This window comes from Streptomyces sp. TRM70350 (assembly GCF_019219825.1).
Classification (GTDB): Bacteria; Actinomycetota; Actinomycetes; order Streptomycetales; family Streptomycetaceae; genus Streptomyces.
The window spans coordinates 81,871-100,477 of record NZ_JAHUXH010000020.1; the positions used below are offsets into that span (position 1 = coordinate 81,871).

The following is an 18,607-nucleotide window of genomic DNA, read 5'->3' on the forward strand; positions in this document are numbered from 1 at the left end:
TACAACAGAGGTGCGTGAATCCCCGCGCAGAAGGTGTTGGACCCCTTGATCGGCCACGGGCGACGGTTGCCGCATGCCGCAATCCGCCACGGGGGTCCAACACACCCCTTACCGCCGCCTGTTCACCCACCCCGGCACCCGGGCCTTCACGCTCGGAAACCTCATCGCCCGCCTCCCCATGGGCATGTTCGGCGTGAGCGCGGTCGTGATGATCGCCGGCTCCCGCGGCTCGTACGCCCTCGCCGGTGCCGTCACCGCGACCGGTCTCGCCGCGACCGCACTGGTCGCCCCCTGGACCGCCCGCCTCGTCGACCGCCACGGCCAGGCCCGGATCGCCGTCCCCGCCACACTGTGCGCCGCGCTGGGCGGCCTGGCCCTGCTCCTCTGCCTGCACTACGACGCCCCGGACTGGACCCTCTTCGCCGCATACGCCGCCACCGCCACGACCCCCAACATCGGCGGCATGTCCCGCGCCCGCTGGGCCCACCTCCTCCAGGGCGACCCCGACGCCCTGCACACCGCCAACTCCTTCGAGCAGGCCGCCGACGAGCTGTGCTTCATGCTGGGCCCGGTGCTCGCGGCCTTCCTCTGCGGGACGTTCTTCCCGGAGGCGGGCACGCTGGTCGGGGGCGTCCTGCTGCTCACCGGCATGTTCCTGTTCACCGCCCAGCGCGCCACGGAGCCGCCCGTCGCGCCCCGCACGAAGGCCCGCTCGCCGCTGCGCTCCCCGGGCATGCCGTGGCTGCTGGCGGTGTTCCTGGCCACGGGCGCGGTGTTCGGCGCGATGGAGGTGGTGACGATCGCGTTCGCGGACGCACAGGGCCACCGCACGGCGGGGGGCGTCCTGCTCGGCCTCCAGGCGGCGGGCTCCTGCGCGGCCGGTCTGCTCTTCGGCACGCTGAGGCCCCGCAGACCGGCCGACCGCCGCCTCCCCTGGTGCGTGGCCGCCATGGCCGCCCTGCTGGCCCTCCCCCTCGCCGCCGTCACCGTCACCTCCTCCCTCCTCGCCCTCGCCCCCGCCCTCCTCCTGGCCGGGATGGCGACCGCCCCGACGATGGTCACCGCCATGGCGCTCGTCCAGCACCGCACCCCCGCCGACCGCCTCAACGAGGGCATGACCCTCGCCGTGACCGCTCTCCTCGGTGGCATCGCGGGCGGCAGCGCACTCGGCGGCTGGACGGTGGAGCAACTGTCGGTGACGGCGGGATACGGGGTGCCGGTCGTGGCGGCGGGGTCCGCCCTGCTGATCGCTGTCCTGCCCATCGCCCTCAGGCCGTTCGGGCCGTCGAACCGCTTCACTGAAACTCGCCCGACCGATTGACGCCCTTGGGGGCCGCCCCTATCTTCGGCCGTCGAAGCGCTTCGACATCCCGCATCGAACCAGTTCGAGTAAGGGGTCCGGGCTTGAAGTTCACCGACGGCTACTGGCTGCTGCGCGAGGGCGTCACCGCGGCGCACCCGGTCCAGGTCCTCGACGTGACCGCCACCGACGGCGCGCTGGAGATCCACGCGCCGACCCAGCCCGTCCGCCACCGCGGCGACCTGCTGAAAGGACCGGTCGTGACGATCAACGCGCACGCGCCGATGCCGGGCGTCATCGGCGTCACGCTCACCCACTTCGAGGGCGAGCAGCCGCGGGGACCGGAGTTCGAGGTGACGACGGAGTCCTTCACGCCGCAGGTGTCGTACGACGACGGCCACGCGACCCTGACCTCCGGCGAGCTGTCCGTCCGCATCACCCGCACCGGCCCCTGGCGGGTCGACTTCCTCGCCCACGGCCGCACCCTCACCACCAGCGGCCCCAAGGGCATCGGCATCATGCGGGACGCCACCGGCGCCCACTATCTGCGCGAACAGCTCGGCCTCGGCGTCGGCACCCACGTCTACGGCCTCGGCGAACGCTTCGGCCCGCTGGTCAAGAACGGCCAGGTCGTCGACATCTGGAACGCCGACGGCGGCACGGCGACGGAGCAGGCCTACAAGAACGTCCCCTTCTATCTGACGGACGCGGGCTACGGCGTCTTCGTCGACCACCCGGGCAAGGTCTCCTTCGAGGTCGGCTCGGAGGCCGTCTCGCGGGTGCAGTTCAGCGTGGCGGCGCAGCGGTTGACGTACTACGTCATCCACGGCCCCACTCCCAAGGAGATCCTCCGCAAGTACACGGCCCTCACCGGCCGCCCGGCCCTTCCGCCCGCCTGGTCGTTCGGCCTGTGGCTGTCGACGTCGTTCACCACGTCCTACGACGAGGAGACGGTCACCTCGTTCATCGAGGGCATGCGGGAGCGCGAGATCCCGCTGTCCGTCTTCCACTTCGACTGCTTCTGGATGCGCGAGTTCAACTGGTGCGACTTCCAGTGGGACCCGAGGGTGTTCCCGGACCCGGAGGGGATGCTGAAGAGGCTTCATGAAAGAGGCCTGCACGTCTGCGTCTGGATCAACCCGTACATCGCCCAGCGCTCGCCCCTCTTCGCCGAGGGCAAGGCACTCGGGCATCTGCTGCGCAGGCCCGACGGCAGCGTCTGGCAGTGGGACCTCTGGCAACCGGGCATGGCTCTCGTCGACTTCACCAGCCCGGCCGCCCGCGACTGGTACGCCGCGAAGCTGGAGGCGCTGCTCGCGCAGGGTGTGGACTGCTTCAAGACCGACTTCGGCGAACGGGTCCCGGTGGACGTGGCCTGGTCCGACGGCTCCGACCCGGAGCGCATGCACAACTCCTACACATACCTCTACAACCGCACGGTCTTCGACGTGCTGCGAGGGCACCGCGGCGAGCAGGAGGCCGTCGTCTTCGCCCGGTCGGCGACCACGGGCAGCCAGAAGTTCCCCGTGCACTGGGGCGGGGACTGCGAGTCGACGTACGAGGCGATGGCGGAGTCGATGCGGGGCGGGCTGTCGCTGGGGATGTCCGGGTTCGGCTACTGGAGCCATGACATCGGCGGCTTCGAGGGCACGCCGACCCCGGCCCTGTTCAAGCGGTGGCTGGCCTTCGGCCTGCTGTCGTCGCACAGCAGGCTGCACGGCAGTTCCTCCTACCGGGTGCCGTGGCTGTTCGACGAGGAGTCGGTGGCGGTGGCCCGGCATTTCACCCGGCTGAAGCTCCGCCTCATGCCCTATCTCTACGAGGCCGCCCGCGCCGCCCACACCGAGGGGGTGCCGGTGATGCGGGCGATGGTGCTGGAGTTCCCGGACGATCCGGGGTGCGCGTTCCTGGAGCGGCAGTACATGCTCGGGCCGGATCTGCTGGTGGCGCCGGTGTTCAGCGACGAGGGGGACGTGACGTACTACGTGCCCGAGGGGACGTGGACGCACTTTCTGAGCGGGGAGACGGTGACCGGGCCGCGGTGGGTGCGGGAGCGGCACGGTTTCCTGAGCCTGCCCCTGCTGGTGCGGCCGGGGGCGGTGATCCCGGTGGGCGCGGTGGACGACCGGCCCGACTATCCGCACGCCGACGGGGTGACGCTGCGGGCGTACGGGCCGCGGCGGGGCGCGCAGGTGACGGTGACCGTCGGGGACGTGGCCTTCACCGTCGTACGGGAAGGGGACGTGCTGCGGGCATCCTGCGGTGATCCGTCGGCGCCGTGGGCGCTGGCCGCCGGGGAACGGGTGGCGCGGGCGAGGGCGGGCACCGGATTTCTCTCCCTGGAGCTGGACTGATGGTCAAGATCACGGACGTGGCCCGGCACGCCGGTGTCTCCCCCAGCACGGTGTCCTACGCGATCAGCGGCAAACGCCCGATCTCGGAGGAGACCCGGCGCCGGGTCGAGGCCTCCATCCGCGCGCTCGGCTACCGCCCGCACGCCGGTGCCCGCGCCCTGGCCAGCAGCAAGTCGAACGTCCTGGCGCTGGTGGTGCCGTTACGGGCGGGCATCCACGTCCCGGTGGTGATGCAGTTCGCCGTCTCGGTGGTCACCACGGCACGCCGCCACGACCACGACGTACTCCTCCTCACCCAGGAGGAGGGCGAGGAGGGCCTGCGAAGGGTCGCGGACACGGCGTTGGTGGACGCGCTGATCGTGATGGACGTCCAACTCCACGACCCCCGGCTGCCGTTGCTGCGCTCCCTGGACCGCCCGTCCGTCCTGATCGGCTTCCCGGCCGAAGCGGCCGGCCTGACCTGCATCGACCTGGACTTCAAGGCGGCGGGTGAAGCCTGCGTGGAGCATCTGGCGGGGCTGGGGCACCGGGTGGTGGCGCTGGTCGGCTCGCCGCCGGAGGTGTACGTGCGGCAGACGGCGTTCGCCCAGCGGGTGGTGCAGGGGTTCACGGCGGCGGCCGACCGGCACCGGCTGTCGTCGGCGGTGCGTCCGTGCGAGGCGTCCCCGGCGGCGGCCCGCGCGGTCGCCGAGCAACTGCTGCGGGAGCAACCGGGATTGACGGGGGTCGTCGTCCACAACGAGGCGATCCTGGAGTCACTGACCGACGCCTTCGAGCAGTTGGGCCTGCGCGTGCCGGGCGACCTGTCCATCACCGCGATCTGCCCCGACGAGCTGGCCGAGTCCCTGCGCGTACCGGTCACGTCGGTCGCCCTGCCGTCCACCGAGGTGGGCTCGCGTGCGGTGGAACTGCTGATGCGGAAGCTGGACGGGAAGGGTGTGCCGGAGGCGACGTTGCTGGCGCCGAGGATGACGGACCGGGGAAGTACGGGGCGGCGGTCGGTTGCGTGAATCGTGAACCTCTCGATATGGAGGGGGACCCCATAAACACGACGACGGCCCGGTGGTCGAACACCACCGGGCCGTCGTCACATGGAGATCACGAAGATCGTGGAGATGGCGGGAATCGAACCCGCGTCCAACGGTGTGGAACCAGGGCTTCTCCGTGTGCAGTCCGCTGTGCTTTTCTCGGCCCCGGAGATCACGCGGACAAGTCTCCGACGGGCTCAGTCACTGTTCGGTTTCCCTCTTCACCCCGTGACCGGGATCGAGGTTTAGTTCCCTAGCTGATGCCAGGATCCGGGTCGGGAACAGCCCCGGGCTGACACTTCGCGAGTCGCTACTTAGGCAGCGAGGGCGAAGGAATCGCGCTTGGTGTTGGCGATTATTTTTTTCGGCCTGTGGTTTACGAGATCATGGCCGCTTTCTCGACACGCTTCCCCTGCTTCGACAGCCGCTGTCGAAACCGATCATCCCCATGTTGATTTTTCAAACCCTGCGCCCGCTGTGGGGTGCGGATGCCATCGTACGGGATCAACGCAGCCACGTGCCAGCGTATTCCCGGCGACCGCGGGGTTACGCCCGCTGCTTGCGCCGCACCGCCGACATCGCCCGCTCCGCCTCGCGCCGGTCCTGCTTCTCCCGCAGGGTCTGCCGCTTGTCGTACTCCTTCTTACCCCTGGCCAGCGCGATCTCGACCTTGGCCCGGCCGTCCTTGAAGTACAGGGCGAGCGGCACGATGGTGTGACCCGTCTCTCCCGACTTGGACTCCAGCTTGTCGATCTCCGCGCGGTGCAGGAGCAGCTTGCGCTTGCGCCGGGCGCTGTGGTTGGTCCAGGTGCCCTGGCTGTACTCCGGCACGTGCACGTTGTACAGCCACGCCTCGTGCCCGTCCATCTGGACGAAGCCGTCGACCAGCGAGGCCCGGCCCTGGCGCAGCGACTTCACCTCGGTGCCCGTGAGGACCAGACCGGCCTCGTAGGTGTCGAGGATGTGGTAGTCGTGCCGCGCCTTCTTGTTCTGCGCGATCAGCTTGCGCCCTTTTTCCTTAGCCATAGTGCCGACCATTTTCGCACTACGGAGGGGGTGTGCGGGAAGCCGTTTATCGACCGGGGCCGCTACTGGCCGAGGCCGCCGAGGATGGTCTCCGCCCGCTGCAGGGCCCGCGCGTCGGCCTCCAGGTCGGGGGTGATGCCGTGGCCGTCGACGCCGCGGCCGGAGGGGGTGCGGTAGTGGCCGACGGTGAGCTCGGCGACGGAGCCGTCGGGCAGCCGGCTGGGCATCTGGACCGAGCCCTTGCCGAAGGTGCGCGAGCCCACGACGACCGCGCGGCCGCGGTCCTGCAGGGCGCCGGTGAGCAGCTCGGCCGCGCTCATCGTGCCGCCGTCGACGAGCGCGACCAGAGGTCTTGCGGTGTCGCCGCCGGGCTCGGCGTGCAGGGCGCGCTGCTCGCCGTCGACGTCGTAGGTGGCGACCAGGCCGCCGTCGAGGAAGGCGGAGGCGGCGGTGACGGCCTCGGTGACCAGGCCGCCGGAGTTGCCGCGCAGGTCGAGGATGATCCCGGAGTCGGCCGGGGCCTGCCGTACGGCATCGCGGACGACCTCGCCGGAGCCTTTGGTGAAGGCGGCGATCCTGATCACGGTGGCGCCGTCGGCGAGCGTGCGGACGGTCACGGAGTCGGTGGACAGGCGGGCCCGGCGCAGGGTCTCGGTCCACGCGCGCGTGCCGCGCTCCAGACCGAGGCGGACGGTCGTACCGGCGGCCGCGTCGGTGGCGTCACCGCGCAGTAAGGAGACCACCTCGGTGACCGGCCGCCCGGCGACCTGCCGGCCGTCGACGCTGCGCAGCCGGTCCCCGGCGCGGATCCCGGCCTCGGCGGCGGGCGAACCGGCGGCCACCTTCGTCACTTCGATACGTCCGTCCCGCTCACGGCGGGCGGACAGGCCCACGCCGGTGTACTCGCCGTCGAGGGCCTCCTGGAACTCCTCGTACTCGCCCTCGGAGTAGACGGCGTCCCAGCGGTTGCCGCTGCGGCTGACGGCGCGCTGCGCGGCCTCGATGGGGGACTTGCCCTCGGCCATGGCCTCGGCGGCGGCCCGGGCGACCGCCTGCTGACTGCCGACGGGGGCCGCGGAGGGTGTCGTACCGGGCGCGGGTCCGCGCTGCCCCACCGGCAGCGTCCCGGTCGCGGCTCCGGCGACGAGCACGCTCGCGAACACCAATGTCAGGGCGGCCCCGCGGCCGAAGCGGCGGGACTGACAGAACTGGTCACGACCTGACATGCCGGTGAGTCTAGGACAACGCGAAGGGCGGGACGGGCGGTTGACCGTACGGCCCTCTTGGCGTTGGTCACACCTTCAGATACTTGCGCAACGCGAAGAACGCGGCCAAGGCAGGCATCAGCAGGCTGGTCGCGAGGATGAGCGGCAGCTTGGCCAGAACGGCGTCCCAGCCAATGAAGTTGATCAGGTTCAGCTTCTCCGACAGGGCGAGTCCGTGATCGATGATGAAGTACCGCGCCATCACCAGGAACGCGCACGCGACCGTCCCGCCGATGAGTCCGGCGACCGCCGCCTCCATGATGAAGGGCGCCTGGATGTAGAAGCCGGAGGCGCCGACCAGGCGCATGATGCCGGTCTCACGCCGCCGGCTGAACGCCGAGACACGCACGGTGTTGACGATCAGCATCAGCGCCACGACCAGCATGAGCGCCATCACCGCGCGGGCCGCCCAGTTCATGCCGTTCAGCAGCTCGAAGAGGTTGTCCAGGGTGCCCTTCTGGTCCTGCACGGACTGCACGCCGTCCCGCCCGTTGTAGGCGGTCGCGATGACCTGGTACTTCTCCGGGTCCTTCAGCTTGACGCGGTACGACTCCTGCATCTGGTCCGGCGTGAGCGAGCTGGCCAGCGGGGAGTCGCCGAACTGCTCCTTGTAGTGCTTGTACGCCTGGTCCTGCGACTCGTACGTCACCGTGTCGACGACCGACATCTTCTTGAGGTCGGTGAGGATCTGTTCCTTCTGTTCCTCGGTGACCGCGCCCTTGGCGCAGTTGGGGTCGGACTCGGCGTCGCTCTTGTTGCAGAGGTAGATCGAGACGTTGACCTTGTCGTACCAGTAGCCCTTCATGGTGTTCACCTGGTCGCTCATCAGCAGCGAACCGCCGAACAGGGCCAGGGACAGGGCGACGGAGACGATGACCGCGAAGGTCATCGTCAGGTTGCGGCGGAGACCGACACCGATCTCCGACAGAACGAACTGGGCGCGCATGGCGTCTGCTTCAAGCCTTTCCGGGGATCTCGCTGCTGTCTCAGTGCTGGTAGCCGTAGACGCCGCGGGCCTGGTCGCGGACGAGGCGGCCCTTCTCCAGCTCGATCACGCGCTTGCGCATCTGGTCCACGATGTTCTGGTCGTGCGTGGCCATCACCACGGTCGTGCCCGTCCGGTTGATCCGGTCGAGCAGCTTCATGATGCCGACGGAGGTCTGCGGGTCGAGGTTGCCGGTCGGCTCGTCGGCGATCAGCAGCTTGGGCCGGTTGACGAACGCCCGCGCGATGGCGACGCGCTGCTGCTCACCGCCGGACAGCTCGCCCGGCATCCGGTCCTCCTTGCCGCCGAGCCCGACGAGTTCGAGCACCTGCGGCACGGACTTGCGGATCTCGCCGCGCGACTTGCCGATGACCTCCTGCGCGAACGCGACGTTCTCGCCGACCGTCTTGTTCGGCAGCAGCCGGAAGTCCTGGAACACCGTCCCCAACTGCCGCCGCATGTGCGGCACCTTCCAGTTGGAGAGCCGGGCAAGGTCCTTGCCCAGGACGTGCACCTGCCCGTGGCTGGCCCGCTCCTCGCGGAGGATCAGCCGCAGGAAGGTGGACTTTCCGGAGCCGGAGGACCCCACGAGGAAGACGAACTCGCCCTTCTCCACCTCCAGGGAGACATCCCTGAGGGCGGGGCGGGTCTGCTTGGGGTAGACCTTGGAGACGTTGTCGAATCGGATCACGGATGCACCACGGGTCGCCGGGGGTAGATGTGCGTGACCATACGCGAAGCGGGTACGCAAGCGCAGTCGCCGGAGAGGGTTGCGTACTGGTTGTGTGTTTTGTCCACGTCCCCAGGGGCGCGGGGACCGCGCGACCAGCCCGCGCCCGTTCCGGAGGAACCTGGCACAGTGGAGGGGGAACGTTTGCGTTCCCCCAGACGTTGTCAGGATGAACTGGTACCGGTGCAAGGAGGCGAGCACATGACGTACGACCGACTGGTGTGCGCGAACTGTGCCGCGCCCGTGAACGAGGGCCGCTGCCCCGTGTGCCGGGCCAACCGCGAGCGGCTGCAGCAGGAGAACCCCTTCGCGGCCCTCACTCCCATGACCCTGATCGCCCTGCTGGTGGTGCTGATCGCGGCGGTCGCGCTCCTGGCGCACCAGACCGCGTAACGACCGCAGACCTAACGCCGAAGGGCCCGGAGCAGTCGCTCCGGGCCCTTCGCCGGTCACGCTCGGCTGCCGTCAGGCAGCCGCACCGCCACGGCCGCCCATCACGCGCGGCAGCACACGGAAGGCGACACCACCGGCGATCATCGTCGCGGCGCCGATCAGCAGGAACGTGGTCTGCGCGGCACCCGTCTCGGCGAGCTCGTCGCCGCCGCCCTGGGCGGAGGTGTCGGCCGCCGGGATCTCCGTACCGGTGTCCGTGAGGGACGAGGAGCCCTCGTCCTGCGTGGACGGGCCGGAGCCGCCGTCGGGGTCGGTGTTGTCGCCGCCGCCACCGGTGCCGGGGGCGGTGGTGTCGTCGTCCGAGGACTCGGACGGGTCCGCAGTGGGGTTGTCCGGCTGGGTGGTGAGGGTCGGGTTGCCCGTGGGGAGGGGCGGGCCGCCCGTCGGGATATTCGTCACGGGCGGCGTCGAGGGCACGGTCTCCGTCGCAGTCGGCTGAGCCGTCGGCGGCGTCGACGGCGTCGTCTGCGTGGGGCTCGGCGAGACGCAGATGTCCAGGAGATCGCAGTCGGTCTCGTCGGCGATAGCCACACCCGCGGCGGTCAGCGAGGCGCCGGCCGCGATCACGGCGCCGGCCGCGATCCGCGCGACACGGATGCGCGTCTTGTTGGTCATGTGTTTGCTACCCCCAGTAGCTGATCGTCATTGAGGCGGCGCTCGGGGCCGTGATCGACGGGAGTAGCTGTGGTGAAGCCCCCCGGTTCACATGCGCCCCAGAGATACGCATGCCACGCTTCACCCTTCCGATTTTTCACAGCAGCGTCAAGGCCGTTGCGTACGCGATGTCCAGGTAAGGGTTCTTTGCCGGGAGTTGAAGCCTGTGAGTGTGATGTAAAACCCAGACATCCAGGCACGGACAAGGCAACTGCCGCCGGAGGGGCGGCAGTTGCCTTGTCGACAAAGCGCTTCTGTTATTTCTCCTGCTGCTTGCGCCAGCGAATTCCGGCCTCCAGGAACCCGTCGATCTCACCGTTGAACACGGCCTCGGGGTTGCCGACTTCGTACTCGGTGCGCAGGTCCTTGACCATCTGGTACGGGTGCAGGACGTACGAACGCATCTGGTTGCCCCAGGAGTTGCCGCCGTCGCCCTTGAGGGCGTCCATCTTGGCCTGCTCCTCCTGGCGGCGCCGCTCCAGCAGCTTGGCCTGGAGGACGTTCATCGCGGTGGCCCTGTTCTGGATCTGCGAGCGCTCGTTCTGGCAGGAGACGACGATGCCGGTCGGGATGTGCGTGATGCGCACGGCCGAGTCGGTGGTGTTGACGCCCTGACCGCCGGGCCCGGAGGACCGGTAGACGTCGATCCGCAGGTCGGACTCGTCGATGTCGACATGGTCGGACTGCTCCACGACCGGCAGGACCTCGACACCGGCGAAGGAGGTCTGGCGGCGGCCCTGGTTGTCGAACGGCGAGATACGCACCAGGCGGTGCGTGCCCTGCTCGACGGAGAGGGTGCCGTAGGCGTACGGCGCCTGCACGGCGAAGGTGGTGGACTTGATGCCCGCCTCCTCCGCGTACGAGGTCTCGTAGACCTCGGTCTTGTAGCCGCGCTGCTCGGCCCAGCGCAGGTACATCCGCTGGAGACGCTCGGCGAAGTCGGCGGCGTCGACGCCACCGGCCTCGGCGCGAATGTTGACGAGCGCTTCCCGGGCGTCGTACTCACCGCTCAGAAGCGTCCGCACCTCCATCTCGTCGAGGGCCTTGCGGACGGCGGCGAGCTCGGACTCCGCCTCGGCGCGGGTGTCCGGGTCGTCCTCCTCCTCGGCCATCTCGAACAACACCGCGAGATCGTCGATCCGCCCGCGCAAGGCCTCCGCCTTCCTGACCTCGGCCTGGAGGTGGGAGAGCCTGCTGGTGATCTTCTGCGCCTCGTCCGGGTTGTCCCACAGGGACGGCGCGGCCGCCTGCTCCTCGAGCACGGCGATGTCTGCCCTCATCCTGTCGAGGTCCAGGACGGCCTCGATCGACTCCATGGTCGAGGAGAGGGACTTGAGCTCTTCGGATACATCGACGACTGCCACGCCTCCAGCGTAACGGCTGTGGCAACCGGCCTCGGCCGCGCCGTGGGCTGGGCCGGTGGCTGAGGGGGCTCGGCTTGTGACCGACAGTGAACGGGTGGTGGGTGGGTCAGGGCGACACCGGGACCGTGTTCTTCGTGTCCTGCGGAGACGCCGCCTCGTCCGACGTGGCCAGCCAGGCGCCGGTGCCCGCGGCCGCGGCGACCGCGACGGCGGCTGCCGCCAGGATCAGGCGGCGGCGCCGGGTGGTGGCGCGGTGGCGGGCCGAGCCGGGGCGGGGGGCGCCGGTGGCGCGGGGGGCCCGGGCCGTGCCCCGCGCGCCACCGGCCAGCTCGTCCGGCGCCGGGACCCTCATCGACGTATGGGTGTCGCGGTTCGAGTCGGGCTTCGCGCCGGGGACCAGCGGGACCGCGCCCCGGCGTACCCGTACCGGAGTCTCCGGCTGCCCGGCCGACGGCGTCTCGGACGGTTCCTCCGGCTCCGCGTCGGGCTCGTCCACGTCCAGCGGCGGCATCCCCCGCAGTGTCGGCAGCTGCTCCCGCAGCCGCGCCGCCAGCTCGGACGCCCGCAGCCGCGACGCCGGTGCCTTCGCCAGGCACTGCACCAGCAGCTGCCACAGCTCCTCGGGGATCCCGGGCAGGGGTACGACCGTCTCCGTGACGTGGCGGCGCAGCACGGCGCCGGGGTGGCCGCCGCCGAAGGGGGTGAACCCGGCGAGCAGCTCGTAGAGCACCGTCGCCAGCGCGTAGATGTCCACCGCGGCCCGGGGCGGGAGGCCCTCCACGATCTCCGGCGCGAGGTAGTCCGGCGTGCCGATGATCTTCGTGGCGCGGGTGCGGCGCGGGGAGTCGATCAGTTTGGCGATGCCGAAGTCCGTCAGCAGCGCGCGGTGCGAGCCGCCGGGTCCGAGCGGGCCCTGCATGTCCAGCAGGACGTTCTCCGGCTTCACGTCCCGGTGCACGACCCCCGCCGCATGCGCCGCCGCGAGCCCCTCTGCGACGTCCGCCGCGATCGCGACCGCCGCCTCGGGCGCCAGCCTGCGCTCCCGGTCCAGCCGGGTGCGCAGGTCGGTGCCCCGGACCAGGTCCATGACGAGCGCGAGGTCGTTGCCGTCCACCACCAGGTCACGGACGGAGACGACGTTCGGGTGTTCGAGACCGAGCAGGGCCGTCCGCTCCTGGACGAAGCGTCCGACGAGCTCCTGGTCGGATGCGAGATCCTCGCGCAGCAGCTTGATGGCGACGGGGCCCTCGGGGCCCTCGCCCAGCCACACCGTGCCGGCGCTGCCCCGCCCCAGGATCTGGTTCGCGGTGTACCGGCTGCCGATCTTCCGTGCCAAGGCTGCTCCTACAGACGCGTGTTGTCGCTAAAACTACGCGTCCGAGGAGCCAACCTTCACCGCGGAGGCGGAAATCACCCGCCAGGTGTCGACAAATCAACGCACCCGCCACGGCACACCGGCTACTGCGTGGACGTGCCGCCGGTGCCACTGGAGGCCCCGCCCAGCTCCCCGATCCATCCGGTCACCGTGCCGAACCAGTCCGTGAGCTGCTCCCAGTAGCCCTTGCCCGTGCCGATCCACTCCTGCAGCGGGCTCAGCTCCCAGATCAGCCACCCGGCCACGAACAGGATGACGATCGTGAACAGGCACCCCTTCAGACAGCCCAGCCCCGGGATCCGCATCGGATTGGCGCTGCGCTGCCGCGGCTGCCGCGGCTCCCGCGCCGGCCGCTGCGGCTCGGGCGTGGGCGGCGGGGCGTACCGCTGGGGCTGCTGCTGTGGGTGCTGCGGGGCGTACTGCTGCGGCTGTTGCTGCGGCGGATAGCCGTACCCCTGCGGCGGTCCCTGCTGCGGGCGCTGCTGGGGCCGCGGCTGCTGCGGGCGCGCGACCTGCCGCTGCGGGCGGCGGCGCAGCGGGTCCTGGCCGGGGTCGAGGTACTGGACCTGCGTCTGCTCGTTGCGGTCGCGCGCGGCGCGCAGCTGGGTCTGCCAGGGGTGCGGCTGCTCGGGCTGCTGCCCCTGCGGCAGCACCTGGGTCGGGTCGGCACCGCCGGGTCCGGTGTTCGGCAGTACGGCGGTGGGGTCGGCGGCACCGGCCGGGCCGCCGGTGTGCGGCAGCACGCTGGTCGCCGCGTTCGGGTCGTACCCGGGGGCGCCGTGCGGCAGCACCTGCGTCGGGTCGGCCGCGCCGGGCGTGCCGGGTACGGGCGCGGGGGCCGGGTCGGGTGCGAGGAGCGCGGCGACGCCCTCGGCGGCGGCGATCTGCGCGGAGTTCGCGTGCACGCCGATGCCCTCGGCGACGACCCGCAGCCCGCGCGCGAGGTTCTCGGCGCTGGGCCGTTGGTCGGGGTTCTTGCGCAGACAGCGCTCTATGACCGTCCACAGCGGTTCGGGGACGGTGGAGGGGCGGCGCGGCTCGGCGCTCAGGTGCTGGTGCAGGACCTCCAAGGCGGAGCCGCCGGAGAACGGCGGCCGCCCGGTGACCAGCTCGTACAGCAGGATTCCGGCGCCGTAGATGTCGACGGCGGAGGTCTGCGGGCGGCCCTCCGCGGACTCCGGCGCGACGTACGCGGGCGTGCCCACGAACTCGTGGGTGCGGGTCAGGCCGGGTGAGTCGGCGAGACGGGCGATGCCGAAGTCGGTCAGCATCGGGTGCATCTGGCCGCCGTGCTGCTGGAGCAGGACGTTCGCGGGCTTCAGGTCGCGGTGGACGACGCCGTCGGCGTGGCTGGCGGCGAGCGCGTCGGCGATCTGCGCGGTGAGCAGGGCGGCGGCGACGGGCGTGAAGGGGCCGTTCTCGCGCAGATAGCGATGGAGGTCGGGGCCGTCGACGAGGTCCATGACCAGGGCCAGCAGATCGCCCTCGACGACCAGGTCGCGGACCCGGACGATGTTCGGATGGGTGAGGCGGAGCAGGACGGACCGCTCGCGCAGGAAGCGCATCACGACATCGGGGTCGCTCGCCAGCTCCTCCTTGAGCACCTTGATGGCGACGGTCTCACCGGGCTGACCGGGCACGGCCGCCTCGGCCCCCGCGGTCTCCCGCTGGCGGGCCCGCCAGACGGTGCCTGTGGCGCCGCGTCCCAGCGGCTCCTCAAGGAGGTACTTGCTCCCTACCGGCCGCACGTCATGGCTCCCTGCTGCTTGCTTGCATGGTCCGACCCACTGTAGTGCCGTGGTACGGGCGACCGGGCTGTCGTCCTGCTGTGGGTCTTACGTACACGTTCCCGCGCGCGTTCGAAGGAAAGACGCTCGCCTCGGTCTTCAGGTTGCCGGAAGCGGACATGACCGATCTCAACCGGTCGCCGGTGCCGCCCCGGGCAGGCACTTTTACGGGCAGAGCCGACCAATCAAGATCACTTGTGTCGGAGCGGCGGGCGCACTGTCAGTGGCAGGTGCGAGGATGCGTGCAGTACTGGCCGACGTGCTCGTGTGGGGTGGGGGACCTCCGCGCCCGCGCAGAAGGGACCGCTGACGGCGATGCAGATCCGGCTGACCGTCGTAGACCCGCTGGGCCCGCCCCACGAGGCGCGGGGCCGGGCCGCGAGCCGCGACGTGCTGGTCACGGCGCCCGCCGGCACGGCCCTGTCCGCCGTGGCCTCGGCGCTGGCCGCGGCGGTGTCCGGCGACGCCCAGTCCGGGCCCGTCGTGCTGTACGCCGGTGCGGAGCGGCTCGACCCGCAGCGCTGCTCCCTGGGCGAGCCGCCCCTGCTCGACGGCGCCGTGCTGTCCGTGGGCGGCCCCGCCGCCCCCGAGCCGCATCCCGAGCTGGAGGACGCCCCGGCCCGCCTCGACGTGATCGCCGGGCCCGACGCCGGCGGCGTCCACCTGCTGCACGGCGGCGAGATCCGCGTCGGCCGCTCCACCGAGGTCGACGTGCCGCTGGACGACCCGGACGTCTCCCGCGTCCACTGCGCGGTGACCCTGAGCGCGGACGGCCGCGTCTCGGTCGCCGACCTCAACTCCACGAACGGCACCACGCTCGACGGCACGCGCGTGGGGACCCGCCCGACGCGCTTCACGCCGGGGGCGCTGCTGCGGATCGGGGAGTCCACACTGCGGCTGGCACCGGCCGGGGGGCCGGGGCGGCGGGTGGGGACCGCGCCTGACGGGGAGGGGTGTGTGCGGGTCGGGGTGAGCGACGGGGAGTCGGCTCCGGCCGCGGCTTCGGGTGCGCGGGCGGGGGGCCTGTCCGGGAAGACAGGGCATGCGTACGGGGGTGCCGAGGGCTTGGGAGTGCCGGAGGGCGGTTCGGCCGCAGTGGAAAACGCGGGTCCGGACGTCTCGCGGGAAGGGCCGGAGCCGACGGGCGCCGCCCCTGCCGACTCGGCGCGTACGGATCACGACGAGCACACGCACGCGGCGCAGACGGGCACTGCGGCCAAGGAGCACGCGCGCGTGGAGCCGCACCTCGTGCCGGAGCAGGGCAGGCCGCCCCGCATCGAGAGCCGAGACGATCCCCACACGGGGCCGCGGCCCGCCGGGCCCCCCAGTGACGCAACGCACAGTGGACGAGTCGGCGCCGGGACGGCCGACGCCCCCGCGGCCACCCCCAGCCGCCGCAAAGGCACACCCCTGCGCGGCACCGACGTACCGCAGGGCGTGCGCAGGCGCGGTGGGCTCACGGCGTGGGCGCGGCGGCTGGCCGGCGGGCGCGGCGGCGAGCAGGAAGCGGCCGGGCATGTGGGGTACGGCGAGGATTCGGCCGGGGGAGCGGCGGTGCACCCCGTCCGCGCCGACGCGCCGGAGACCTGGCCGGATCCGGCCGCGCTGCTGCTGACCGCGCTGAGTCCCGGGCCCCGCCTGTGGGAGCGCGGGCCGGGGCACCCGGAGGCGCTGACCGTGCGGCTCGGTACGGCCGACCGGGCGGCGCCGGACGGTTCGGGACTGCTGCCCGCCGTGCCGGTCACCGCCGATCTGCGGGAGGCCGGTGCCCTGGGCCTGGCCGGTCCGCGCCCGCGCCTGGCCGGGCTGGCGCGCGCGGTCGTGGCCCAGCTGGCCGCGCTGCACTCGCCCGACGCCCTGGAAATCGTCCTGATCAGCACGGACCGCGCGCGCTCCCTGGAGGAGCGCAGCGCCGAGTGGGCCTGGCTCGGCTGGCTTCCGCATCTGCGCCCGGCCCACGGCCAGGACTGCCGCCTCCTCCTCGCCCACGACCGCGAACAGGCCGCGGCCCGCACCGACGAACTCCTCCGCCGCCTGGACGACCACCTCGCGGAGCGCAACAGCTCCGCCAGGAAGGCCACCGCACCGGCACCGGCAACACCGGACCAACGCCACCCCGGCAACACCGCAACGCCCACCCACACCGCCACCACCCCAGCCCGCCGCCACGACGACCACCTCACGGACCACAACAGCCCCACCGCGAAAGCCACCACACCAGCACCGGCAACACCGGACCAACGCCACCCCGGCAACACCGCAACGCCCACCCACACCGCCACCACCCCAGCCCGCCGCCACGACGACCACCTCACGCACCACAACAGCCCCACCGCGAAAGCCACCACACCAGCACCGGCAACACCGGACCAACGCCACCCCGGCAACACCGCAACGCCCACCCACACCGCCACCACCCCACCCCGCCGCCACGACGACCACCTCACCGAGCACAACAGCCCCACCACGAAAGCCACCACACCAGCACCGGCAACACCGGACCAACGCCACCCCGGCAACACCGAAGCGAAGGCCACCGCACCAGCACCGGCGGCGGCCGACCAACGGCACCCCAGGAGCGCCGAGGTGCCGACCCGTGCCTCGACCGCCCCGCCCCGCCGCCCCTCCTGGGCCCGCCCCGACGACGACTCGCCGATCGACGCCGCCCACCCAGACGCCCATCCCGGCCCCTACGCCGTCCTGGTCGTCGACGGCGACCCCGGCGGCGCCGGTCTCCGCGAGGCCGTCGCACGGCTGGCCCTGGAAGGACCGCAGGCCGGGATCCACGTCATCTGCCTCGCCGAGACCGCGCCCGCGTCCCCCGCCTCCCCGGTCACCGAGACCTACGAGGCAGCCTGCACCGCGGCCCCGGCGTTCCGCGCGTGCGGAGCCGTCGCCCTGCTCAGCGGCGATGTGGCGACAGCCCTCCGCCTGCTCCGAGTCGCCCGAGTCGGCACCGGGACCAGCACGGGCACCGGCACCGGATCCCCCGCCCCCGTCGGCCACGGAACCGTAGGCACCGTGGACGCCGTCTCCCCCGCCTGGGCCGAGCGCTTCGCCCGTGCCCTGGCCCCCCTCCGCACGGACGCGACCGCCACCGGCACCCGGCACGCGCGCGTCAGCGCTCCCCTGCCCCAAGCCGCCCGCCTGCTCGACGAGTTGGGCCTGGCCCGAGCCACCCCCGCCTCGCTCATGGCCCGCTGGGCCGACGCCGCCGACGACACCCACGCACTCGGCGGCCGGGCGCACGCCGTCCTCGGAGCCGGTCCGCGTGGCCCGGTCGCCGTGGACCTCGTCACCGAGGGACCGCATCTGCTGATCGAGGGGCCGCCCGGCAGCGGGCGTACGGAGCTGCTGCGGGCCGTCGTCGCCTCGCTCGCCGCCGCCGAGCGGCCGGACCGGCTGAGCCTGGTGCTGATGGACGGCCGGGACAGCGTGGGCGCGGGCAGCGGACACGCCGACGGTCTGCACCTGTGCATGGACATCCCGCACGTCACCACGCACCTCCTCGCCAACGACCCGGTCCGCATGCGCGAGTTCGCCCAGTCCCTGTCGGCCGAGCTGAAGCGCCGCGCCGAGCTGCTCGGCCGCTCGGAGTTCGCCGAGTGGCACACCGGACGTGAGGTGTCGGGCCGTATGGTCAGCCAGCGCTCGGCTTCCCCCACCACCGGTGCCGGGGACCTGGACACCCCGCCCAGCGCCACCCTGCGACTGCGCCCGGCCGCCGGCCGCCGCCCGACGGACGACATCCCCCCGCTGCCCCGCCTCGTCGTGGTCGTCGACGACCTGGACGCCCTGGTCTCGCCCCCGCTGGGCTCCCCGGGCCGGCCGGCCGCCGGGTCCGTGATACGTGCGCTGGAGGCCGTGGCCCGTGACGGCGAGCGGCTCGGCGTGCACCTGGTGGCCGCCGCCGGTCCAGGTGGTCGTACCGCCGAAACCGAACCCGCCCGACGGGCCACCCTGCGCGTCACCCTCGACGCCCCCGCGCCCGGCCCGGACGAACCGGCGCCCGGCCGGGGCCGTCTGGCTCACCCCGACGGACGGGTCACGCCGTTCCAGGGTGGCCGGGTGACGGGGCGTATCCCGCGCACGGCGACGCTGCGGCCGACCGTCGTCCCGCTGGAGTGGCACCGCATGGGCGACCCGCCCGCCCGCCGCCCGGTCCGCGAACTGGGCAACGGCCCCACGGATCTGGCCCTCCTGGCGAGCGCGTTGGAGCGGGCGGCGCGGGAGGTGGCCGCCTCGGAGCTGCCGTCGCTGTTGTAGCCGACCCCTGTGGATCCTGC

General features: G+C 72.1%; 13 protein-coding genes and 1 other RNA gene. 5 read left to right on the top strand and 9 right to left on the bottom strand.

The features are described from left to right. Positions 1-73: 73 nt before the first annotated feature. From KWI83_RS26045 to KWI83_RS26055, 3 genes are all read left to right on the top strand, one after another. The gene (locus KWI83_RS26045) at positions 74-1,321 is read left to right on the top strand and encodes an MFS transporter (RefSeq protein ID WP_218516812.1); all 1,248 of its coding nucleotides are present in this window, start codon (positions 74-76) and stop codon (positions 1,319-1,321) included. 83 nt (positions 1,322-1,404) lie between these two features. Further along, positions 1,405-3,654 (top strand): alpha-xylosidase, encoded by a 2,250-nt coding sequence (gene yicI / locus KWI83_RS26050; protein ID WP_218516813.1) that lies wholly within the window; start codon positions 1,405-1,407, stop codon positions 3,652-3,654. Next, on the top strand, positions 3,654-4,664 hold the full coding sequence (locus KWI83_RS26055) for a LacI family DNA-binding transcriptional regulator (protein ID WP_218516814.1): 1,011 nt from the start codon (positions 3,654-3,656) through the stop codon (positions 4,662-4,664). Before yicI ends, KWI83_RS26055 begins: the two co-directional genes overlap by 1 nt. 97 nt (positions 4,665-4,761) lie before the next feature. On the opposite strand, the gene ssrA is transcribed toward KWI83_RS26055, so the two are convergent. The 5 genes from ssrA to ftsE all read right to left on the bottom strand — a co-directional run bounded on the left by ssrA (position 4,762) and on the right by ftsE (position 8,649). Continuing rightward, positions 4,762-5,130: a transfer-messenger RNA gene (gene ssrA, locus KWI83_RS26060) on the bottom strand. 98 nt (positions 5,131-5,228) lie between these two features. Beyond that, positions 5,229-5,708 carry an SsrA-binding protein SmpB gene (smpB, locus tag KWI83_RS26065; RefSeq protein WP_218516815.1) on the bottom strand — a complete coding sequence of 160 codons (480 nt, stop codon included), beginning with the start codon at positions 5,706-5,708 and terminating at the stop codon, positions 5,229-5,231. 62 nt (positions 5,709-5,770) lie between these two features. Further along, positions 5,771-6,934, bottom strand: coding sequence for a S41 family peptidase (locus KWI83_RS26070; protein ID WP_218516816.1), 1,164 nt, complete (start codon positions 6,932-6,934; stop codon positions 5,771-5,773). Positions 6,935-7,001: 67 nt separating this feature from the next. After that, entirely contained in the window at positions 7,002-7,919 is a 918-nt protein-coding gene (ftsX, locus tag KWI83_RS26075) for a permease-like cell division protein FtsX (RefSeq protein WP_218516817.1), read from the bottom strand. Positions 7,920-7,959: 40 nt separating this feature from the next. After that, positions 7,960-8,649: a cell division ATP-binding protein FtsE gene (gene ftsE / locus KWI83_RS26080; RefSeq protein WP_141314236.1), complete on the bottom strand. Its 690-nt coding sequence runs from the start codon at positions 8,647-8,649 to the stop codon at positions 7,960-7,962. Between the two features lie 240 nt (positions 8,650-8,889). On the opposite strand from ftsE, the gene KWI83_RS26085 reads away from it, so the two are divergent. Continuing rightward, positions 8,890-9,081: a hypothetical protein gene (locus KWI83_RS26085; RefSeq protein ID WP_218516818.1), complete on the top strand. Its 192-nt coding sequence runs from the start codon at positions 8,890-8,892 to the stop codon at positions 9,079-9,081. Positions 9,082-9,153: 72 nt separating this feature from the next. On the opposite strand, the gene KWI83_RS26090 is transcribed toward KWI83_RS26085, so the two are convergent. The 4 genes from KWI83_RS26090 to KWI83_RS26105 all read right to left on the bottom strand — a co-directional run bounded on the left by KWI83_RS26090 (position 9,154) and on the right by KWI83_RS26105 (position 14,282). Continuing rightward, positions 9,154-9,756, bottom strand: coding sequence for an LPXTG cell wall anchor domain-containing protein (locus KWI83_RS26090; protein WP_218516819.1), 603 nt, complete (start codon positions 9,754-9,756; stop codon positions 9,154-9,156). Between the two features lie 296 nt (positions 9,757-10,052). Further along, the gene (prfB, locus tag KWI83_RS26095) at positions 10,053-11,159 is read right to left on the bottom strand and encodes a peptide chain release factor 2 (RefSeq protein ID WP_218516820.1); all 1,107 of its coding nucleotides are present in this window, start codon (positions 11,157-11,159) and stop codon (positions 10,053-10,055) included. Between the two features lie 106 nt (positions 11,160-11,265). Beyond that, positions 11,266-12,495, bottom strand: a complete 1,230-nt coding sequence (locus tag KWI83_RS26100; RefSeq protein ID WP_218516821.1) for a serine/threonine-protein kinase — start codon at positions 12,493-12,495, stop codon at positions 11,266-11,268. 122 nt (positions 12,496-12,617) lie between these two features. Next, positions 12,618-14,282 (bottom strand): serine/threonine-protein kinase, encoded by a 1,665-nt coding sequence (locus KWI83_RS26105; RefSeq protein ID WP_218516822.1) that lies wholly within the window; start codon positions 14,280-14,282, stop codon positions 12,618-12,620. Between the two features lie 354 nt (positions 14,283-14,636). Here KWI83_RS26105 and KWI83_RS39050 point away from each other — a divergent pair, with 354 nt between their 5' ends. Continuing rightward, on the top strand, positions 14,637-18,587 hold the full coding sequence (locus KWI83_RS39050) for an FHA domain-containing protein (RefSeq protein WP_256362831.1): 3,951 nt from the start codon (positions 14,637-14,639) through the stop codon (positions 18,585-18,587). Positions 18,588-18,607 lie beyond the last annotated feature (20 nt).

Coding starts and splice junctions, on each gene's coding strand:
- KWI83_RS26045 (WP_218516812.1), top strand. CDS start 74: ATGCCGCAATCCGCCACGGGGGTCCAACACACCCCTTACCGCCGCCTG.
- KWI83_RS26055 (WP_218516814.1), top strand. CDS start 3,654: ATGGTCAAGATCACGGACGTGGCCCGGCACGCCGGTGTCTCCCCCAGC.
- smpB (WP_218516815.1), bottom strand. CDS start 5,708: ATGGCTAAGGAAAAAGGGCGCAAGCTGATCGCGCAGAACAAGAAGGCG.
- KWI83_RS26070 (WP_218516816.1), bottom strand. CDS start 6,934: ATGTCAGGTCGTGACCAGTTCTGTCAGTCCCGCCGCTTCGGCCGCGGG.
- ftsX (WP_218516817.1), bottom strand. CDS start 7,919: ATGCGCGCCCAGTTCGTTCTGTCGGAGATCGGTGTCGGTCTCCGCCGC.
- KWI83_RS26085 (WP_218516818.1), top strand. CDS start 8,890: ATGACGTACGACCGACTGGTGTGCGCGAACTGTGCCGCGCCCGTGAAC.
- KWI83_RS26090 (WP_218516819.1), bottom strand. CDS start 9,756: ATGACCAACAAGACGCGCATCCGTGTCGCGCGGATCGCGGCCGGCGCC.
- KWI83_RS39050 (WP_256362831.1), top strand. CDS start 14,637: ATGCAGATCCGGCTGACCGTCGTAGACCCGCTGGGCCCGCCCCACGAG.